This window comes from Brachybacterium halotolerans subsp. kimchii (genome assembly GCF_020792675.1).
Lineage (GTDB): Bacteria > Actinomycetota > Actinomycetes > Actinomycetales > Dermabacteraceae > Brachybacterium > Brachybacterium halotolerans.
Map to the genome: position 1 here is coordinate 1,475,951 of NZ_CP086254.1, position 20,390 is coordinate 1,496,340.

Below are 20,390 nucleotides of genomic sequence, written 5' to 3' on the forward strand. Positions count from 1 at the left end.
GCCTTCGGATGTCGGGCATCTTGCACCGATCCGCCCACGGATCGGGAATACGGCGCGGCGCGCGCCCTAGAGTGCTCCCATGGCCTCCCCTACCGCCGGGTCCGACTCCCCCGGGCCGTCCGGGCCCGCCTCCTCAGCGCACTCCCCCGCACACTCGTCCCCCGCGCGCGGGGGACGCCGGGCGAAGGTCTCCTTCGCCCTCTGGGACGGGGGCATGTCCGCCTTCAGCTCCGTGATCCTCACCTTCGTGTTCGCGACCTACGTGACGAACGCGGTCGCGACCGAGGGTGCCGTGGGCGCGGACGCCCTCAAGGCCGCCCAGGACCACGGCTCCCAGGTCCTCACCTCGTGGCAGGCGGTGGGCGCCGTCGCGATCGCCCTGCTCGCGCCGCTGCTGGGGAACCTCGCCGACTCCGGCGGAGCCCGCAACACCCTGCTGCGCGTGACGACCCTCGCGACCGTGGTGACCGTGGCGCTGATGCCGCTGATCGCCCGGGACCCGGCCTTCCTCACCCTGGGCGCGGCGCTGATCGCGCTGGGGGTGGTGTTCTCCGAGCTCGCCGGGGTGTTCGTGAACTCCGTGCTGCCGGAGATCTCGACGCCCGCGGACCGCGGCCGCGTCTCGGGCACCGCATGGGCGGTCGGCTACTGGGGATCGATCGTCTGCCTGGGCCTGGTCCTCGTGCTGTTCGTGATGCCGGGGACGGGGATCCTCGGGATCACCGGGGACGAGGGCTGGAACCTGCGGGCGATCCCGGTGTTCGTCGCCGTCTGGATCCTGCTGGGCACCCTCCCGCTCATGCTGTGGGCGCCGCGGCACCAGGGGAGGGCCGAGCTCGAGGGTCGGATCCCGGCCGCCGCCCGCTGGACCCCGTGGCAGGGCTACGCGACCATCGTGCGCCGCGTGGTCCGGGCCTTCCACGAGGAGCCCGTGACCCTCGCCTACCTCGTCGCCTCCGCGATCTACCGTGACGGCCTCGGCGCGGTGTTCTCCGTGGCCGGTGTCCTCGCGGCCAACGCCTACGGCTTCTCGACCGTGCAGGTGATCGTGTTCGGGATCGCCGCGAACCTCGTCGCCGGGATCGGCGTCTTCGTGGGCGGCCGGATCGACGACCGCGCGGGCTCGCGGGCCGTGATCATCGCGGGCTGCGCGGCGATCGTGGTGCTGGGCCTGGTGGTCCTCGCGATCGACGCGCCGATCGTGTTCTGGGTCGCGGGGCTCGCGATCTGCCTCTTCGTCGGCCCCGTGCAGTCCTCCTCGCGGAACCTGCTCACGCGGCTCTCGGCGCCCGGCCACGAGACGGAGAACTTCGGCCTCTACGCGACCACAGGACGTGCGCTCGGCTTCCTCGGCACCGCGGCGTTCTCGCTCACCGTGTGGCTGTTCCAAGACACCCGCATGGGCATCCTCGGGATCATCGTCGTGATCGCGCTCGGTCTGATCGCCTTCGTGCCGATCCGGCTCGGCGCGGCGGGGCGGGCGGGCAACCTCGCGCCGGCCGCTCAGCCGTCGACGAGCGTGACCTCGAAGGAGTAGCGCGAGGCGCGGTAGACGTGGTGGCCGTACTCGATGACGGCGCCGTCGTTCGCGAAGGACTTGCGGTCCATGGTCAGCAGCGCCGCCCCGACGGTCTCCCCCAGCAGGGCCGCGTTCTCCTCGTCGGCCGTGATCGCGCCGATCCTCTGATGGCCGACGGCCGTGGCGATCCCTCGCTCCCGCAGCGCCGCGTACAGGCCCTTCTCGAGCAGGTCCTCGCGGCTGGGGGCGATGCGCTCGGGCAGGGTGTTGCGCATGACGGCCAGCGGCTCGTCGTCCGCATAGCGCACGCGCATGAGGTCCAGGACGAGCTCCCCGGTGTCCAGCAGCAGACGCCCCGCCGCCTCGGCCGTCGGCCGTCCGATCCGGTACTCGAGGACCTCGGTGCGCGGATGCTTGCCCTCGCGCGCGAGGTCGTCGTACAGGGACGTCAGCGCCACCGGACGGTTCACCTGGGACTCGACGACCTGGGTGCCCACCCCGCGCTTGCGCACGAGCAGCCCCTTGTCCACGAGCTCCTGGATGCCCTGGCGGACCGTGGGGCGCGAGAGGCCGAGGCGGCCGGCGAGCTGCAGCTCGTTCTCGATGCGCGAGCCCGGCACCAGCGTGCCCTCGCGGATCGCGCCCTCGATCGCCGCCGAGAGCTGGAGGTACAGCGGTGTGGAGGAGCCGCGCTCGATGGGGATGCTGAGCTCGGTGGGGCGGGCGGGATCCGCGGTCATGGACGTCTCCTCCTCGGGCGCGGCTGCGACGCCGCGTGTCCGGACAAATGTACACAGGGGTGCGGCGCCGCGGCGGGGTCGGGGTCGTCCGGGTCCCGGTCCCCGCCGCGGCCTCCGCGTGCCCGCGAGTCATTCCCCGTGGGCGGCCTGGTAGCGCTCCTCGAACTCCTCGAGCGAGACCCCGCGGGTCTCGGGGACGACGCGCCAGTAGAACAGGAAGGCGATGACGTTGATGATCGCGAAGAGCAGGTACGTCTTCGCGCCGCCGAGCCCGGCCATCATCGAGGGGAACACCGCCGCGACGATGCCGTTGAACAGCCACAGCATGCCCACGGAGATGCCCTGCGCGCCGCCACGGATCTTCGCGGGGAAGATCTCCGCGAGCAGCACCCAGGTGACGGTGCCGGCCTGCTTGGCGAAGACGAACAGGGAGACCACCACGAGGATCAGCCACGGCACGAGCGTGGGGATGGTGTCCGCGATCGACCCGTCGGCGCTCATGTGGGGCTCGACCCCGAAGTGGAAGAGCGCGGCGAGCGCGAACAGGGCGATCGCGACGCCGAGCTCCTGTGCCATGCCCACGTGCCGGCGGGCGAAGCGGTAGACGACGTACAGCCCGACCGCCGAGCCGACGGCGGAGACGGCGCCCGTGACGACGTTCAGGGTGATCGCGTCGGCCGTGGAGAAGCCGGCCGCGCCGAGGATCGTGGGCATGTACCACATGGCCGTGTTGATGCCCGTGAGCTGGTCGAAGATCCCCAGCATGATGCCGATGAGGATGAGGCGCCGGGCCCAGCGGCGCCGGAAGCCCTGCCGCAGCGTCCACTCGACCTGCTGCGCCTGCTTCTCCTCGAGCTCGACCATCTCGACGACCTCGTCGGCGACGTCGTCCTTGGCGGGGTCGCGCAGGGTCTTGAGGGTCTCGATGACCTCGTAGTAGCGCTTGTTCGCGGCGAACCAGCGGGGCGACTCCGGCATCACGCGCATGCCCACCCAGAGCACGATCGCGGGGATCGTGGCGAGCACGAGCATCCACCGCCAGGCCTCCCCGTTGCCGCTCGAGACCACCACGCCCTCGATGTGCTGGAGCACGTCCCAGGACACGGTCTGCCCCGACCGGTAGGTGCCGGAGGGGTCGTTCTCGACGACGGCCTGCGGGGCCGAGTGCATGTGGGCGATGACGGCGTTCAGCGAGTAGGCGACGAACTGGCCGAAGACGATCATGAACTGGTCGACCGCCACGAGCGGCCCGCGGATCCGCTTGGGCGCGGCCTCGGCGAGGTACAGCGGGACGGTCGAGGAGGCGCCGCCGACGGCCATGCCGAGGACGAAGCGGAAGGGCGCGATCACCGCGACGCTCGGGGCGAGCGTGCAGCCCAGCGTGCCGACGACGAACAGGATCGCCAGCAGCATGATCGCCCGGCGACGGCCGATGCGGTCGTTGAGCTGCCCGCCCAGCAGCGCGCCCGCGGCCGCGCCGAAGGCGAGCAGCGAGGTGACCAGGCCCTCCTCCGCGGCGCTCAGTCCCAGGCCGCCGGCGGCGGTGGGCAGGTGCATGTACGGCAGGGCGCCCGCGATGACGCCGGTGTCGTAGCCGAACAGCAGGGAGCCCATGGTCGCGATGGCCGCGATCAGCAGCGGTCCGCGGCGACGTCCGGAGGCGAAGATCCGCGAGACCAGGGTCGGGATCTCGCCGGTGGACGGGACATGCCCGTCGGGCAGCTCGGAGCGGGGTGAAGACATCGTCGTCCTCCTGGGGACAGATCGGATCGGTCGGGCCCGACGGGGAGCGCCCGGCGGGGCGCGCCCCGTCGGGCTCAGGGGCGCTCGCGCGTGTCGACGGGGACGAACCCGTCCGCGGCCAGCGCCTTCTCGGCGGCCTCGCACGCGGCGGCGGCGAGGTAGCCGTCCCAGGCGCGGGCCGAGCGATCGGCGACGTTCGTGCCGGCGGCGACGGCCGCGACCCAGGCCTGGACCTCGGCGTCGTAGGCGTCGATGAAGCGGGGGCGGAAGTCCCCGGGGATCTCCCCTCCCCACCGCGAGCCCTCGAGGTGGGTGGTGACGCGGCCGGACTCCTGGCCGATGGTGGCGATGCCCTTCGAACCCAGCACCTCGGTGCGCACCTCGTAGCCCGAGGCGGTGTTGACGTAGAGCTCGTCGGTGACGATGCGGCCGGACGCCGTGCGGAACAGCAGCAGCATCGGGTCGTGCTGGCCCTCGTCTGCCCGCGGGCCGGGGACGGGCAGGATCGCCTGCACCGCGGTGATCGGCTCGTCGAGGAAGTAGTGGATCGCGTCGACCTCGTGGACGGCGGAGTCGTAGACCATCATCGAGTCGACGAAGCCGGGCAGGGTGGTCGCGTTGCGGTGCTTGCAGTTCACGATGCTGATCTCGCCGAGCTCGCCCGAGGAGATCGCGTCGTGCAGCTCGGCGTACCCGCGGTCGAAGCGGCGCATGAAGCCGAGCGAGAGGTACTGGCCGCCCGAGGCCTGCTCGGCCGCGACCACCTGGTAGGCGTCCTCGGGGTTCATCGCGAGCGGCTTCTCGCAGAGCACGGGCTTGCCGGCGTCGATGCAGGCGATCGCCTGGTCGCGGTGGAACTTCCCGGGGCTCGCGATGAGCACGGCGTCGACGTCGTCGGCGGCGATGAGCTCCTCGGGTGTGTCCACGACGCGCGCGCCGGGGACGGTGTCGGCGATCTCCTGGGCCTTGTCCGTGAAGTAGTCGGTCACGACGCTCACGCGCGCGCCCTTGATGCGGTCGCGGATGCGGGTGACGTGGTCGGCGCCCATCTGGCCGACGCCGATGACGCCGGCGCGGACGTCGGCCGGGAGGGATGCGGAGGTGCTGGGGGTGGTGCTCATGGGGTCTCTCCTTCGAAACGGGACGGATGCGGGCGGCGCGGGAGGGGCCGACGGGAGGCGCGGGACGGGCCGTCAGGCCCCGTCGACGAGGCGCGGGTCGGGCCCGAGCTCCTCCCAGGTGCCGCGCACCCAGGTCTGGTCGGGGCGGTCGGTGATGTTCCAGGCCCGCTCGGCGCCGGGACCGGCCATCACGTTGAGGTAGTACATGGTGTGGCCGGGCGCCGCGGCGCACGGGCCGTGCCAGCCGTGGGGCACGAGCACGACGTCGCCGCTGCGGACCTCGACGAGCACGTCGATCGGGCGCTCGGGGTCGCTCGAGGTGGTCTGGTGGTAGCCGAAGCCCGGGCCGCCGTCGGGCGCGTCCTGGATCTCGTAGTAGTAGATCTCCTCGAGCTCGGACTCGGGGCGGTCCGGGTCCTCGACCGTCTCGTCGTGCTTGTGGGCGGGGTAGCTCGACCAGTTGCCGCCGGGCGTGATGACCTCGCAGGCGATGATCGCGTCGCAGTCGTCGAAGGAGCCGACGGTGCCGAAGTTGCGCACCTGACGGGTCATGTTCCCGCCGCCGCGGATCTCCACGGGGACGTCCTCGGCGGCCACTCGGGCCGCGGGGTGGAAGGAGGTCGCGACCGCGATCGCGAGGGCGAAGCGGCCGCCCTGCTCGCTGCGCACGGTGAGGGTGGACTCGATGCCCGCGTAGGCCACGTCGGTCGCCGAGGCGAAGACGTCGCTGCGCCCGGCGAGCTCGAACTCGTGGTCGCCGTCGCGGTCGGAGACCTGCACGCTGCAGGAGCCGCTGAGCGGCACGACCATGATCTCGGTGCGGCCGATGCCCAGGCGCGCGAAGCCTCCCGGCTCGAGCGCGAGGACGCGCAGTCCGGTGTGGACCCAGTCCTCGCGCTCCCCGGGATCGATGACGGTGTCGTAGGGGGCCTGCGCCGAGGTCCCCGCGGGGATGTGCAGCTTGCTCATGCTCTCGCCCTTTCGTCGGGGTGTGTGTTCTCGTGTCGATGCTCGTCGATGCCGTGGGCCCGGCTCGACGCCGTGCGTCCGGCGCCGCGGAAGGCCGGGCATCAGCGGATCATGCTCGCGGCGGTGCTCACGGCCCCGCGCACGTCGTCGTCGGCCGGGTAGAGCAGGCTGCGGCCGACGACGAGGCCGCGCACGTTGGGCCGGGCGAGCGCCTCGCGCCAGGTCGCGTACACCGCCTCCGGGTCGGTCGCGCCGGGGTCGCCGCCGAGGATCAGGGTGGGCAGCGTGGTCGCGTCCATGACGCGGGCCATGTCCGCCACCGCGGGCAGTTTCAGCCACGTGTACGCGCTGGTCGTCCCGAGGCCCTGGGCGACATGGATGGAGCGGATGACGGCCTCGGGGCTGAGGTCGTTGACGACCCTCCCGCCCTGCCGCGAGGACCAGAAGGGCTCGATCATGGCGATGAGCTCGCGCGCGGCGAGCTCATCGATCGCCTCGGCGCTCCACTTCAGCGTCTTCGAGGTGCGGTCGTCGTCGAGGTCGATGCGGGTGAGCATCTTGCCGCCCGCGAAGCCCGCCCGCGCGATGGACTCGGCGTCGTAGGAGGTGAAGCGGTCCTCGATCTCCCAGGAGCCGCCCTGCAGTCCGCCGCGGTTCATGGAGGCGAACACGACCTTGTCCTCGAGGGCGCCCATCAGCAGGAGGTCCTCGAGCACGTCGGCCGTCCCGAGCACGCCGTCGACGCCGGGCACGGCGAGCGCCGTGCGCATGCGGTCGAGCATGTCGGTGCGGCTGGCCATCGCCTCGGTGCGCGCGCCCACGCCGAGGGCCCCGCGGGCGGGGTGGTCGGCGGCGACGATGAGCATCGAGCCGTCGGTGTCGGCGACGGTGCGCCGTGCGCGGCGCGCGAGCAGCCGGCCGATCCGGCCCGGATCCTCGATGCGCACCCGGGTGACGTCCTCGTAGGAGTCGACGAAGGCGTCGTCCCTGGTCCCCGTCGACTCCGTGGCCCCGGTCGACGCCGTGGTCCCGGTCGACGCCGTGGTCCCGGTCGACGGGGCCCCGCTGGTCGAGTGTGCTGTCATCGCTGCGCGTCCTCCCCGAGGCCGCGGGAGCGGATCCCCGCGAGCATCTGGTCGATGGTCTGGCCGTGGTTGGGGTCCCCGCCGTCCAGCAGCAGGTCGATCTCCTCGGTGGTCGGCATGGCCGTCGAGCACTCCAGACGGCTGGTGACGATCGCGCCGGCCGCGTTGCAGCGGGTGAGGGTCTCGGTGAGCGACTGGCCGCTGAGCAGGCCGTGGCACAGGGATCCGCCGAAGCTGTCGCCGGCCCCGAGCCCGTTGATCACCTGGATGAGGTTCGGGGCGACCTCGACGCGCTCGTCGCGGGTCTTGCCGAGCACGCCCTTCGGGCCCTGCTTGACGATCGCGATCTCGACGCCCGCCTCCAAGAGGGCGTCGGCGGCGCGCTCGGGCTCGGTCTCGCCGACGGCGACCTCGCACTCCTCGCGGTTGCCCACGGCGACCGTCGCGTGCTGGAGGGCGCGGCGGTACTCCTCGCGCGCCTCCTCGACGGAGGACCAGAACATCGGCCGGTAGTCGAGGTCGAAGACCGTGTGGCGGGTGCGGCCGCGGGCCTCGAGCGCCGCGTGGTGCGCGGAGCGGCTGGGCTCCTCGGAGAGCCCGGTGCCGGAGAACCAGAACAGCGGGACCTCGCGGATCGCCGCGAGATCGAGGTCCTCGGGGCGGACCTGCAGGTCAGGCGCGCTGGGCTTGCGGTAGAAGTACAGCGGGAAGTCGTCGGGCGGGTAGATCTCGCAGAACGTGATGGGGGTGTTGAGGTCGTCGGCCGTGATCACGAAGCCGTCGTCCACGCCGAGGCGCACGAGCTCCTGCTTCACGTAGCCGCCGAAGGGGTCGTCCCCCACCCCGGTGATCACCGCGGGGCGGTGGCCCAGACGGGCCGCCGCGACGGCGACGTTCGCGGGGCTGCCGCCCAGGAACTTGCCGAAGCTGAAGACGTCCTCGAGCCCGGTGCCCACCGCGAGGGGGTACAGGTCCACCCCGCTGCGGCCGAAGGTGATGATGTCGAGATCTGCTGCTGCCATGGAACTGATGCCTCTCTGCGGTCGTGCGACACTGCGCGTGCCAACATGTTCCCACGATTCTCGATCTATGTCCATACAAACGAACCGGCGGCGGGGCTGGGCCGGAGCTCAGAGCTCCCCGGTGAGGAACTGCGCGCGGCCGTGGCCGAAGGACCAGTCCTCCCGGCCGTTCTCCGCGACGGAGACGATGAGGTCCTCGGGCCGCACGAGGCCCTCCTCCCCCAGCCGCCGGGCGAGCTCGGCGAAGATCGTCTGCTTCTGCTCCTGCGAGCGCCCCTGTTGGAGGATCTGGATGATCACCACGCCGTCGCTGCGCTCGATGCCCAGGCCCGTGTCCTCGGCGATGATGCTGCCCACGGGCAGCTCCTCGAGGATCTGGTAGCGGTCCCCGGGCGGGGCCGAGAAGTGCTCGAGCATCACGTCCTGGACGACGTCGGCCAGACGCCTCTTCTGCTGGGGCGTGCGCCCCTCCTGCATGGTCATCCGCACCAGCGGCATGGGAGTCCTCCTCGTTCTCGGTGTGTCGACGGGGTCGTCGCGACCCGTCGGGGGCGGGCGCCTCAGGCGCCCGAGGCCTCGGCGGCGGCGAGCAGGGTGCGGGCCCCGCGCTCGATGCCCTCGATGCGGCCGAAGGCGGCGTCCTCGTGCTCGATGTTGATGCTGAGGTCCGGGTCGACGGCCGCGAGGGCCCGCAGGAAGCGGGTCCAGTAGCCGACGTCGTGCCCCTCCCCGAGCGCCACGAACCGCCAGGCGGGATCCTCCGGCCAGGTCGAGCACCAGTGGCCGATGCCGGTCGGCGTGCGCTGGGCCGGGTCCTCGGGCACCGGGCCGAAGTCGGTGTCGAGCACGCCGCGGGTCGCCGCCCCGGACAGAACCGCCGTGTCCTTCGCGTGGACGTGGAGGATGTGCGAGCCGAGGCGCTCGATGCAGTCGATCGGCTCCATCTGCTGCCAGAACAGGTGCGAGGGATCGAGGTTCACGCCGATGTGGGTGGGCTCGACGCGCTCGACGAACTCCTCGAAGCTGGGCGGGCTGAAGGCGATGTTGCGCGGGTGCAGCTCGAGGGCGACCTTCACGTCGCGCTCGCGGGCCAGGGCGTCGATCTGCTTCCAGAAGGGCACGGCGACCGACCACTGGTACTCGAGGATCTCGAGATCGATGCCGTTCCAGGGGTTCACGATCCACGCCGCATAGCGGGCGCCGGGATCGGTGCCGGGCGTGCCGGACATGGCCACGACCTCGGGGACCTCGAGGGCACCCGCGAGCTCGATGGTGCGGCGCAGGTCCTCGGCGTGGCCGATGCCCTCGCTGGGCAGCGGCGAGAGCGGGTTGCCGGAGACCGTGAGCCCGGTGAGGGCCATGCCCTTGTCGGCGAAGAGCGCACGGTAGTCGGGGCGGGCCCGCTCGCTCGCGAGCAGCAGGTCGACGGGGGCGTGCGGGGAGGGGATGAAGCCTCCGGTGTTGACCTCCGCGCCGGTGAGGCCGAGCCCCGCGAGCACGTCGAGGGCCTCCTCGAGGGTGCGGTCCTGGAGGCAGGCGGTGTAGGCGCCGTAGGTGAATGCCATGGTGGAGGGTTCCTCTCGGTCGTGGGAAGAGTGTGTCCCGGGCGGGGTCAGGCGATCTCGACGCTCGCGCCCCCGGCCCCTGCGGAGCGGGCGACGGCGTCGAGGATGCGCATCTCGCGGTAGCCGTCGGCGAAGCTCGCGCAGGGCGGCAGGGCGCCCTCGTCGACCCCGGCGACCTGCTGCAGGAAGGCGTGGGCCTGGTAGGTGAACTGCTCGATCTGGTTCAGGCCGACGCCCGCGAAGGCCATCGACGAGCCGTTGCCGAAGTACGGGAAGACGGGGTTCGCCAGCACCTGGCGGAAGCCGCCGAGGCCCGCGGGGCTCGAGCCGTCGGCCACGCGGATCTCGCCGGTGCGGGCGAGGTCCCAGCTCGCCGAGCCGTGGCTGCCGGAGACGTCGATCATCATCTGGTTGGGCCGGCCGAAGGCCACGCGGGAGCAGGAGAAGGTGCCGGCGGCGCCGCTCGCGAAGTGGGCGGTGAACGTCGCGACGTCGTCGTTCTCGACGGGCTCGGTCGGATCGTCGGCGCTCGCGGTGACGCCGCGGCCGCCCGCGACCGCGCCGCTCGCGACGGGGCGCTCGGTGATCGAGGTGGTGAGCACGGCGCCGGAGACCGAGGCGATGGGGCCTCCGATGAGCTCGGCGGTGTCCACGAGGTGGCTGCCGATGTCGCCGAGGGCGCCGGTCCCCATCGGCCCCTTGTACCGCCAGGCGATCGGCACCAGCGGGTCCGCGCCGTAGTCGCACCAGTAGCGGGCGTCGAGGTGGTTGACCGTGCCGAGTCCGCCGTCGGCGACGAGCCGGGCGAGCTGGGCGACCGCGGGGTTGCGGCGGAAGGTGAAGCCGGTGCCCAGGACGAGGTCGGGGTGGGCGGCCTCGAGCGCGGCCATGGCCTCGGCGTCCTCGAGGGTGCCCGCGAGCGGCTTCTCGCACAGCACGTGCTTGCCCGCGGCGACCATCGCCTCGGCGATCTCGCGGTGCAGGGCGTTGCCGACCACGATCGAGACGACGTCGATCGAGGGGTCGTCGGCGACCTCGCGCCAGTCGCCCACGGCCTTCTCGTACCTGTAGTGGGCGGCGGCGTCCTCGGCGAAGGGCAGGTGGGCGTCGGCGATCGTCGCCAGGCGCACGGGCGGCAGGCCCAGGTCGAAGACGGTGCCGGCCTGGCGCCAGGCGTTGGCGTGCGTGCGGCCGGCCATGCCGGCTCCGATGACGGCGACGGAGAGGGGTGCAGTGGTCATGGGTGGTCCTTCCGGTGGTTGCGGAGGGTTCAGCGTCGACGGCCGGCCGACGGGGCGCAGGAGAACCGAGCGGCGGGCCGGTGCGGAATCGTGGTGCCACGGTGCGCGGATCCACCGTGCCTGACGTTCCTTGTCCGGTCAAAGTGCTCGTCGCATCCGATAGCCGAGGACCGTAGCACGCCACCGCCGACCAGGGAAGGCCTGTTCGCGAGCGATCAGCAGGGCTCCGCACCTCATCGGCGCGGATGTCGCTGCGCGCCTCGAACTCGCCACAGCATCTCGCTTGTCAATACAAAAGATTGACATGCGCATCCGGTTGTCGGCATGCTGTTCCCACGACCCACCGCCGAGTCGTCCGGTCCCGGCGGTCGCACGAATCCCGGACCGCCCAGGGCGGCCGGCCGTCCCGTCCACGGAGGCAGCATGAGTGAGCACAGCGACAGCGTCAGCGGAGCCCCGACGGGCGCGACCATCCGCCTCACCGTCGGCCAGGCCCTCGTCCGCTTCCTCTCCGCCCAGTACACGGAGCGCGACGGCGAACGGCAGCGGCTGATCGCGGGCACCTTCGGGATCTTCGGCCATGGCAACGTGGCCGGCGTGGGCCAGGCCCTCCTGCAGAACGCGATCGACCCCGCCGACGGCGAGGCCGAGATGCCCTACTACCAGGCGCGCAACGAGCAGAACATGGTGCACGCCGCCGTCGCCTACGCGCGCACGAAGAACCGTCTGCAGACCCTCGCCTGCACGGCCTCCATCGGCCCCGGATCGACGAACATGGTCACCGGCGCGGCGCTCGCGACGATCGACCGGATCCCCGTGCTGATCCTGCCCAGCGACGTCTTCGCGAGCCGCGCCGTGGACCCCGTGCTCCAGCAGCTCGAGGACGAGCGCGCCATGGACGTCACCGTCAACGACGCCTTCCGCCCCGTCTCCCGCTTCTTCGACCGCATCTGGCGCCCCGAGCAGCTCATCCCGAGCGCGCTGGCGGCGATGCGCGTGCTCACCGACCCGGCCGAGACCGGCGCGGTCACCCTCGCCCTCCCCCAGGACGTCCAGGCCGAGGCCCACGACTGGCCGCTCGAGTTCTTCCGCGAGCGCACCTGGCACGTCGGCCGGCCCGTCCCCGAGCCCGCCGCGCTCGAGCGCGCCCTCGCGGTGATCCGCTCGGCCCGTCGGCCGCTCGTCGTCGCCGGAGGCGGCGCCGTCTACTCCGAGGCGAGCGCGGCCCTGGCCGCCTTCGCCGACGCCACCGGCATCCCCGTGGCCGACACCCAGGCGGGCAAGGGCGCGATCAGCGCCGACCATCCCTCGAGCGTCGGCGGCGTGGGAGCGACCGGCAACGACGCGGCGAACACGCTCGCCGCGGAGGCGGACGTCGTGATCGGCGTCGGCACCCGGTACACGGACTTCACGACCGCCTCGCACACCGCCTTCCGCGACCCCGACGTGCGCTTCGTGAACCTCAACGTCAAGGCCTTCGACGCCGCCAAGCACTCGGCGGAGATGCTCGTGGCCGACGCCCGCGCCGGCCTCGAGGCGCTCACCGCGGGGCTCGCGGCGGACACCGCCGCCTACCGCGCCCCGCAGGAACACCAGGACCGGGCCCGCGAGCTCGTCGCCGCCTGGGAGGAGCGCAGCGCGCCCTGCTTCGCCCCGCACGACCAGGAGCTGCCCGCGCAGACCGAGATCTTCGGCGCCCTCAACGAGCTCATGGGCGACGAGGACATCGTCATCAACGCCGCGGGCTCGATGCCCGGCGACCTGCAGACCCTGTGGCGAGCCCGCACTCCCCTGCAGTACCACCTCGAGTACGGCTACTCGTGCATGGGCTACGAGCTGCCCGCGTCCCTGGGCGCGAAGATGGCGGCCCCGGACAGCGAGGTCGTCGCGATCATCGGCGACGGCACCTTCCAGATGGCGCCGCAGGAGATCGCGACGATCGTCGCCGAGGACGTGAAGGTCATCCTCGTGATCCTGCAGAACCACGGCTGGTCCTCGATCGGCTCCCTGTCCGAGTCCCACGGCTCGCAGCGCTTCGGCACCAAGTACCGCATGCGCAACGAGAAGACCGGCCTGCTCGACGGCGCGAAGCTGCCGATGGACATCGCCGCGAACATCCGCTCGTACGGCATCGAGGTCAGCGAGGTCTCCTCGACGGACGACTTCCGCGCCGCCTACCGCCGGGCCGAGGACTCCGAGCACGCCACCGCGATCGTCGTGAACACCGACCTGTACGGGCCGAACCCGCCCGGCATCGGCTGGTGGGACGTGCCCGTCTCCCAGGTCTCCCGCCTGGGCTCCACGCAGGAGGCCTCCGCGCGCTACGAGGCGGAGAAGGCGCCGCAGCGCCACTACCTGTGACCGGCGGTCCGCGCCCGCACGCCGCCGACAGCACCCCCTTCATCACCGCTCCATCCGAGACCGCACCACCCGAGACCACCACGGAGGAACCATGACCGACGTCAAGCACTGGATCGACGGCCGCGAGGCCGAGGGCACCGGCTCCACCCAGCCCATCCTGAACCCGGCGACGAACGAGGAGATCGCGACCCTGCACCTGGGCGATGCGGGGACCGTCGACCAGGCCGTGCAGGTCGCCGTCGCCGCCCAGCGCGAGTGGGCGAAGGTCTCGCTCGCCAAGCGCACCCAGATCATGTACCGGATGCGCCAGCTGCTGATCGACGCGACGGACGAGATCGCGGAGGTCATCTCCCGCGAGCACGGCAAGACCGTCGCCGACGCCCGCGGCGAGATCGCCCGCGGCCAGGAGACCCTCGAGTTCGCCACCTCGATCACCCAGGACCTCAAGGGCGGTTTCTCCGAGAACGTCTCGACCGGCGTGGACGGGTTCACCTTCCGCCAGCCGCTCGGCGTGGTCGCCGGCATCACCCCCTTCAACTTCCCGGCGATGGTGCCCTTCTGGATGCACCCGATCGCGATCGCGACCGGCAACGCCTTCATCCTCAAGCCGTCGGAGCGCGACCCCTCCGCCTCGAACATCGTGGCGCGCCTCTACCAGGAGGCCGGGCTGCCCGACGGCGTCTTCCAGGTCGTCCACGGCGGCAAGGACACGGTCGACGCGCTGTGCACGCACGAGCAGATCGCCGCGGTGTCCTTCGTCGGCTCCACCCCGATCGCGAAGCACGTGCACGCCACCGCGTCGGCCGCGGGCAAGCGGGTGCAGGCGCTCGGCGGCGCGAACAACCACGCCGTGGTGATGCCGGACGCGAACGTCGAGTTCGCCGCCGGGCAGGTCGCCTCGGGCGCCTTCGGCTCCGCGGGCGAGCGCTGCATGGCCGTCCCGGTCGCCGTGACCGTCGGCGACGCCCACGAGCCCTTCCTCGAGGCGATCGCCGCCGAGGCCGCGAAGCTCACCGTCGGCCCCGGCTCCGACCCGGCGACCGACATGCCGCCGGTGATCACGAAGGACGCCCGCGAGCGGGTCATCCGCATGGCCGACGAGGCCGAGCAGGCAGGCGGACGGATCGTCGTCGACGGTCGCGGCCTGGTCGTCGAGGGCTTCGAGAACGGCAACTTCGTGGGGCCGACGGTCGTCACCGACCTCCCCGCCGACCACCCCACGTACACCGAGGAGGTCTTCGGGCCGCTGCTCGTGGTCATGCACGTCCACAACTTCGACGAGGCCATCGAGCTCGTGAACTCCTCGCGCTTCGGCAACGGCACCGCGATCTTCACCGGCTCCGGCCACTACGCGCGCCGCTACCAGGAGGAGGTCCAGGTGGGCATGGTCGGCATCAACGTGCCGATCCCGACCCCCGTGGGCTACTACTCCTTCGGCGGCTGGAAGGACTCGCTGTTCGGCGAGCACCACGCGCACGGACCCGAGGGCCTCGAGTTCTACACGAAACAGAAGGCGGTCACCTCGCGCTGGCCTCGCCAGGACGAGCACGTCGAGGCGTCCATGAGCTTCCCGACGCACGACTGATCTCGGCTCCAGCCGCCCCCATCGAAGGAGATGACCCCGTGACCTCTGCGCACTCCCCCGCGCCCACTCCGGCGACCGCCGACCTCTCGCGCAACCCCGAGGCGCCGTTCGACCGCCTCACGATCGGCGTGTGCCCCGACCAGTGGGGCGTGTGGTTCCCCCAGGACGAGAAGCAGATCCCCTGGCGCACGGCGCTCGCGGAGATGGCCGAAGCCGGCTTCTCCGTCATGGAGACGGGCCCCTGGGGGTACTTCCCCCAGGACGCCGCCGACCTGAAGCACGTCATGGACGAGCACGGCTTCCGCGTGGTCGCGGGCACCGGCTGGGGCATCCTGCACAAGGAGGATGCCTGGCCGGAGACGGAGCGCACCTTCCGGGCGATCGCCGAGACCCACGCGGCCGTCGGCGCGGAGTACATGGTGCACCTGCCCCCGCTGTACCGCGACGACAAGACCTGGGAGTTCACGGACGACCGACAGCTGACGGGCGAGGCCTGGAAGCTCTACGTCACCCATGCCAACGAGCTGGGCCGCATCCTCAAGGAGGACTACGGGCTGACGATGGTGCTGCACCCTCACGGCGACAGCCACATCGAGACGCCCGAGGAGATCGCGCGCGTCTTCGAGGCGACGGACCCGGAGCTGGTCTCGTTCTGCCTGGACACCGGGCACGTCGTCTACGGCGGCGGCGACCCGATCTCGATGATCGACGAGTACCCCGACCGGATTGGCTACGTCCACATCAAGGCCTTCGACGCCGACATCACCCGCGAGGCGCACGAGAAGGACTGGCCCTTCGGGCAGGCCGTGGCGAAGGGCGCCTCGGTGCGTCCGCCGGCCGGGCTGCCCGACATGAAGGACCTGGTGGCGAAGCTCGCGACGCTCGACAGGGACCTCTACGTGATCTGCGAGCAGGACCTCTACCCCTGCGATCCGTCGCTGCCCCTGCCCAATGCCGTGAAGACCCGCGAGTTCCTGGCCGAGTGCGGCCTGGGCCTGAAGCACGCCTGAGACGAGGGAGACGCCCCATGGTGAAGGTCCTGCTGGATCCGAGCATGTACCACCCGCAGATGTCCGTCGCGCAGGAGGTGCACAAGGCGGCCGAGCTCGGCTTCCGGTACATCGAGCTGTCCCCGCGCGCCGACTTCCACGAGTGGCACCACTACCCGAAGGTGGACCGCCACCAGATCGCCGAGATCGCACAGGCGATGAAGGACACGGGGGTGCGCATCTGGACGTTCAACCCCGTCTTCAACTGGTCGAACCCCGATGAGCAGGAGCGTCAGGCGCAGGTGCGCAACTGGCGGCGGCTGCTGGAGATCGCCGACGCCCTCGAGGTGCCGATGATCGCCACCGAGCTCTCCGGGGATCCGAACCAGCCGCGGCGCAGCGAGTCGCAGTTCTACCGCTCCGTCGAGGAGCTGATCCCCGACTTCGAGCGCTACGGCATCGAGTGCACGGTCGAGGCGCACCCGTACGACTTCGCCGAGACGAACGAGCGCGCGGTGCAGATCGTGCGCGGCGTGGACCGGGACTGGTTCAACTACGAGTTCTGCTTCCCGCACGCCTTCCACCTGGGCGGCGGAGCACCGGGCGCGCCGGGCGCGAGCGTGCGCGACATGCTCGACTACGCGGGCGATCGCCTGCGCCACCTGCACGTCGCCGACGTCTTCGACCACACGGCGAACGTGGGCAACCGCTACATCGTGAACCCGCCCGGGGTCGACGCCCGCGTGCACCAGCACAACGAGATCGGCAACGGCGAGATCGACTGGGACGACGCCTTCTCCGCCCTGCGCGAGCGCGACTACGACGGATCGGTGTCCGTGTGCGTGTTCGGCTGGGAGGAGGACGCCGACGCGATCAACCGCCGCATGCGCGAGCGGATCCTCACCGAGCTCGGAGGGGAGTGATGGCGGTGGGAACGACGAACGCGGAGAACAGCCCGCGTCCCCTCGGGGTGGGCGTCGTGGGCCTGGGCTGGATGGGCCGACTGCACGCGAGCTCGTACCGGGGCCTGGCCGCGCGCTATCCGGAGCTGGGCCTCGCCCCGCGCCTGGTATGCGCGGCGGACCCGCTGCCCGACAACCAGCGCGCGGCGCGCGCACAGTTCGGCTTCGAGCGCGCGGTGGACGACGTCGCCGAGATGCTCGCGGATCCGGAGGTCGACGTGGTGTCGATCGCGACGCCGAACTTCCTGCACCGGGACGTGGCGCTCGCGGCGGCCCGTGCCGGCAGGCCGTTCTGGATCGAGAAGCCGATGGGCGTGGATGCGGCGCAGAGCCGCGAGATCCACGAGGCGGCCCGCGCGGCGGGCGTCGCGACCGCGGTCGGCTTCAACTACCGGCATGCTCCGGCCGTCGAGCACCTGCGCGCCCTGGTCGCCGCCGGGAGGCTGGGGCGGATCACGAATGTGCGCTGCTGGCTCTACGCCGACTACGCCTCCTCGCCCGACGGACCGCTGACCTGGCGCTACGACCGCTCCCGGGCGGGCGCGGGAGTGATCGGCGATCTGCTGAGCCATGGCGCGGACCTCGTCCAGTACGTGACCGGCCAGGGCATCGCCGAGCTGAGCGCCGCGACCGACGTGTTCCTGCGCGAGCGTCCGATCCCGACGTCGGCCGGTGTGGGGCACGGCGCCGTCGAGGTCGGGACCGAGCGCGGCGCGGTCGGCAACGAGGACTGGGTGGCGGCTCTCGCGACCCTCGCGGACGGCACCCGGGCGACCCTCGAGTCCTCGCGCGTGGCGCGCGGGCATCGCAGCGACTACGCCCTCGAGGTGTACGGGACCGAGGGGTCGGCGCGCTGGTCCTTCACCCGCATGAACGAGTTCGAGGTGATGATCGGCGACGGCGGCCTCGAGCACGGGTACACGACGGTCCTCGCGGGCGCGGGACACGGCGACTACGGACGCTTCCAGCCGGGTCCCGGCATCCCGATGAGCTTCGACGACCTCAAGGCGATCGAGTGCGCGCAGTTCCTGACGGATGTGGTCGGCGGAATCGGCGGAGTCGACGACGGCGCCCGCTCGGGCGCCGCTCCGAACACGGCCGACGGTCTCTCCGCGGCGGAGGTCACCGAGGCGATCGTGCGCTCGGCGTCCTCGCGCGGCTGGGTCGACGTGCCGCAGGTCGAGGGGACCACCTGGGGCGCGTGATCGCGCCCGCCCGCGCCGACTGGTGCATGTTCAGGGTCGGGGTCGAGTGCGGCGTCATGCGGAGTCCCTGAGGGCGCCGAGGTCCTCGTCGGGCCGGCCGAGCGCGTCGAGCCGGTCGAGCTCCTCGAGGATCTCGACCTCGTCGACGAGGCGTCGTCCCTGGGCTCCGCGCTCCTCGAAGTCCTCGTCGTCGGGTCCGAAGCTCGCGAGGGCGGCGGCCGTCATCCGGTCCTCGTTCTCCGCGGAGAGGGCCGCGTAGGGGTCACGCGCGGGCAGGTCCTCCCCCTCGACGAGCATCCGCAGATGGCGGCGGCTGCGGACGGGGGCATGTGCGTCGGGGCCGGCGGCCGGGACATCGGCGCCGACCGCTCCCCCGTCGGCTCCGGTCCTCGTCGTGCCGGGGATCTTCGCGGCGTCGAGGGGCAGGCCGGTGAGCGACGGCGGGGTGACGGTCGCCGTGGCGCCGAGGCGGCTGGTCCAGGCCACGCGGTGGCTGCCGTCGGCCGACGGCACGTGCTCGACGCGACCGAGCGCCTCCTTCGTGAGGTTGCAGTGCGCGCACAGGCCCTGGCCGTTCGTGGCGCTCGTCGGCCCGCCCTCGGCGAACGGCCGGATGTGGTCGGCGTGGCGGATCGGCGCACCGCAGTACGGGCCCACGCAGCTGACGTCCCGCAGGCGCATATACAGCTTGAGGCCCTCCGGGAAAGCGCGCGAGCGGGAGTCCATCGCGATCAGCTCGCCCGTGGTCGGGTGCGTGAAGACGCGGCGCAGGGAATCGCCCATCTGCTGCTCCGCGCGCGCGAGGTCGTGCTCGATCTGCTCGCGCGAGGGCGGGTTCCGGACCTCTGCAGGCGGGGGTGGGTTCTGGGACGCCGCCGGCGCCGGGTGCGGTGGGGCGCCGCTCGCGGCGCTCTCGCCGGTGAGGAGCGGTGGCGCGCCTCGGTCCCGGCGCATGATGTCGATGATGTCGAGGGACTGACGGCGCAGGGGCGCCGACGGGTGCTGCCGGTCGTGACCAGCACCGAGGCCCGTGGTTCCGTCTGCTGCGACGGCTCCGTGCACATGCTCGGGCCCCGAGGCGGCTCCCTGTTCATGGACCGAGCCGGCGAGGGGCCGGCCGGAGGCGGTGCGCCGTTCCGGGAAGCGCTGGTCGAGCACGTGGTCGCGCACCTGCGTGGCCTCGACCAGGCCGTACCCCTCGACGACGGCGGGCTCCCCGTGTGTGGGCGTGAACAGTGAGCGCTCGGAGATCACCACGTTGATCGCGAAGTGCACCGGGTCCATCGTCTCGTCGCGGCCCAGCAGGGTGTCGGCGAAGAGATCGGCCATGAGCTGGCCGTGCGTGCGCTCGTCACCCTGGACCTGCAGGGATTCGGCGGCGAGGGCGAGCTTGCGGCGGATCGCGGCGCAGTCGGGGCCGGGGAGCACCGCGGCGACGGTGCCCATGCCGTGTGCACCGGGGGTGACGGTGACGCCGCGCTGCGTCGCGGCACGCCTGTGGCGCTCCGGTCCGCCGCGCGGGTCAAGCTTCTGGGCGAGCGCACCGACCTCCTGCGACCAGCGCGCGGGAGTCGAGCCGTCGAGATCGGGCAGGTGCTCGGCGAGGACGTCGTCGACGTGGCCGCGCAGCTCGGGCTCGACGGGCCCGACGGAGCGGCCGACGGCGTATCCGGCGTCGGCCTGCATCGTTCCGCGCGCGAGGGCCTCGAACATGCGGGGCATCTCGCGGGTCATCCGCTGCCCGGCTCGCAGTCTCCTCGAGGCCGTGGCCGGTGAGATGCGCGAGGCCATCTGGATCTCGCCGGTGGTGCGCCGGCCCTGGTCCCTCACGGGCAGGCCCGCGCGCACGTCCTGCGCGCGGATCGCATCGTCGAGCTCTGACATGGTGCGCATCTCGAGCGCGGCGAGGGCCGAGCGCATCTCGTCGATGCCCACGAGCACGCGCGAGAGATCGGCTGCCTCGAGGGCCGCCGGGCCGATGAGCGCCGCGTCGGCGATCGCCCCGGTCGTCTCGCGCAGGTCGATGGTGCCTGCGTCGATCCTGCCCGCGTCGATCGCGCGTGCGTCGATGGTGCGTGCGTCGTCCGTGCTGCCGTCCGACGCGGAACGGAGCAGCACTGCCCCGTCGGCCGAAAGACTGATCGGAGACGACGTATCCGACGCTCCCGGCCGCGCGGGCACCGCGGCTGGGCGGGCGGCGATGCCGTCCGTCCCAGGTGCGGTCGCGCCGTGCGCGCCGAGGTCTTCGTCGTCCATGGCACCCATGCTCCTCGGGGGGACCGA

Annotated in this window: 16 protein-coding genes; 6 read left to right on the plus strand and 10 right to left on the minus strand. The window is 72.1% G+C overall.

Features of this window, described 5'->3' with window-relative positions:
- Positions 1-79: 79 nt before the first annotated feature.
- Positions 80-1,537, plus strand: coding sequence for an MFS transporter (locus Bra3105_RS06905; RefSeq protein WP_228359167.1), 1,458 nt, complete (start codon positions 80-82; stop codon positions 1,535-1,537).
- On the opposite strand, the gene Bra3105_RS06910 is transcribed toward Bra3105_RS06905, so the two are convergent.
- The 9 genes from Bra3105_RS06910 to Bra3105_RS06950 form a co-directional block, all read right to left on the minus strand.
- Positions 1,504-2,259 carry a GntR family transcriptional regulator gene (locus Bra3105_RS06910; protein WP_200502783.1) on the minus strand — a complete coding sequence of 252 codons (756 nt, stop codon included), beginning with the start codon at positions 2,257-2,259 and terminating at the stop codon, positions 1,504-1,506. The genes Bra3105_RS06905 and Bra3105_RS06910 overlap by 34 nt on opposite strands.
- A gap of 129 nt (positions 2,260-2,388) precedes the next feature.
- A complete protein-coding gene (locus Bra3105_RS06915) occupies positions 2,389-4,002 on the minus strand; it encodes an MFS transporter (RefSeq protein ID WP_228359168.1) in 1,614 nt (537 codons plus the stop codon).
- A 74-nt stretch (positions 4,003-4,076) separates the two neighbouring features.
- On the minus strand, positions 4,077-5,123 hold the full coding sequence (locus Bra3105_RS06920) for a Gfo/Idh/MocA family protein (protein WP_228359169.1): 1,047 nt from the start codon (positions 5,121-5,123) through the stop codon (positions 4,077-4,079).
- 72 nt (positions 5,124-5,195) lie between these two features.
- On the minus strand, positions 5,196-6,092 hold the full coding sequence (gene iolB / locus Bra3105_RS06925) for a 5-deoxy-glucuronate isomerase (protein WP_228359170.1): 897 nt from the start codon (positions 6,090-6,092) through the stop codon (positions 5,196-5,198).
- Positions 6,093-6,193: 101 nt separating this feature from the next.
- A complete protein-coding gene (locus tag Bra3105_RS06930; protein WP_228359171.1) occupies positions 6,194-7,177 on the minus strand; it encodes a Cgl0159 family (beta/alpha)8-fold protein in 984 nt (327 codons plus the stop codon).
- Complete coding sequence (iolC, locus tag Bra3105_RS06935) at positions 7,174-8,199, minus strand: 5-dehydro-2-deoxygluconokinase (RefSeq protein ID WP_228359172.1); 1,026 nt, start codon at positions 8,197-8,199, stop codon at positions 7,174-7,176. Before iolC ends, Bra3105_RS06930 begins: the two co-directional genes overlap by 4 nt.
- A 108-nt stretch (positions 8,200-8,307) precedes the next feature.
- Positions 8,308-8,697, minus strand: a complete 390-nt coding sequence (locus tag Bra3105_RS06940) for a tautomerase family protein (RefSeq protein WP_228359173.1) — start codon at positions 8,695-8,697, stop codon at positions 8,308-8,310.
- A 62-nt stretch (positions 8,698-8,759) separates the two neighbouring features.
- Positions 8,760-9,764: a sugar phosphate isomerase/epimerase family protein gene (locus Bra3105_RS06945; RefSeq protein ID WP_228359174.1), complete on the minus strand. Its 1,005-nt coding sequence runs from the start codon at positions 9,762-9,764 to the stop codon at positions 8,760-8,762.
- Positions 9,765-9,811: 47 nt separating this feature from the next.
- Positions 9,812-11,005 (minus strand): Gfo/Idh/MocA family protein, encoded by a 1,194-nt coding sequence (locus Bra3105_RS06950; protein WP_228359175.1) that lies wholly within the window; start codon positions 11,003-11,005, stop codon positions 9,812-9,814.
- Positions 11,006-11,428: 423 nt separating this feature from the next.
- Between Bra3105_RS06950 and iolD the strand changes: the two genes are divergently transcribed.
- The 5 genes from iolD (at position 11,429) to Bra3105_RS06975 (ending at position 18,107) form a co-directional block, all read left to right on the plus strand.
- On the plus strand, positions 11,429-13,366 hold the full coding sequence (gene iolD, locus Bra3105_RS06955; RefSeq protein ID WP_228359176.1) for a 3D-(3,5/4)-trihydroxycyclohexane-1,2-dione acylhydrolase (decyclizing): 1,938 nt from the start codon (positions 11,429-11,431) through the stop codon (positions 13,364-13,366).
- Between the two features lie 91 nt (positions 13,367-13,457).
- A complete protein-coding gene (locus tag Bra3105_RS06960) occupies positions 13,458-14,951 on the plus strand; it encodes a CoA-acylating methylmalonate-semialdehyde dehydrogenase (RefSeq protein ID WP_228359177.1) in 1,494 nt (497 codons plus the stop codon).
- A gap of 38 nt (positions 14,952-14,989) precedes the next feature.
- Positions 14,990-15,961, plus strand: coding sequence for a TIM barrel protein (locus Bra3105_RS06965; RefSeq protein WP_228359178.1), 972 nt, complete (start codon positions 14,990-14,992; stop codon positions 15,959-15,961).
- Positions 15,962-15,978: 17 nt separating this feature from the next.
- Positions 15,979-16,863: a sugar phosphate isomerase/epimerase family protein gene (locus Bra3105_RS06970; RefSeq protein ID WP_228359179.1), complete on the plus strand. Its 885-nt coding sequence runs from the start codon at positions 15,979-15,981 to the stop codon at positions 16,861-16,863.
- Positions 16,864-16,868: 5 nt separating this feature from the next.
- A complete protein-coding gene (locus Bra3105_RS06975; RefSeq protein WP_228359180.1) occupies positions 16,869-18,107 on the plus strand; it encodes a Gfo/Idh/MocA family protein in 1,239 nt (412 codons plus the stop codon).
- 54 nt (positions 18,108-18,161) lie between these two features.
- Here the strand turns inward: Bra3105_RS06975 and Bra3105_RS06980 are convergent, their stop codons facing one another.
- Positions 18,162-20,363: an HNH endonuclease gene (locus tag Bra3105_RS06980; protein ID WP_228359181.1), complete on the minus strand. Its 2,202-nt coding sequence runs from the start codon at positions 20,361-20,363 to the stop codon at positions 18,162-18,164.
- Positions 20,364-20,390: the final 27 nt, after the last annotated feature.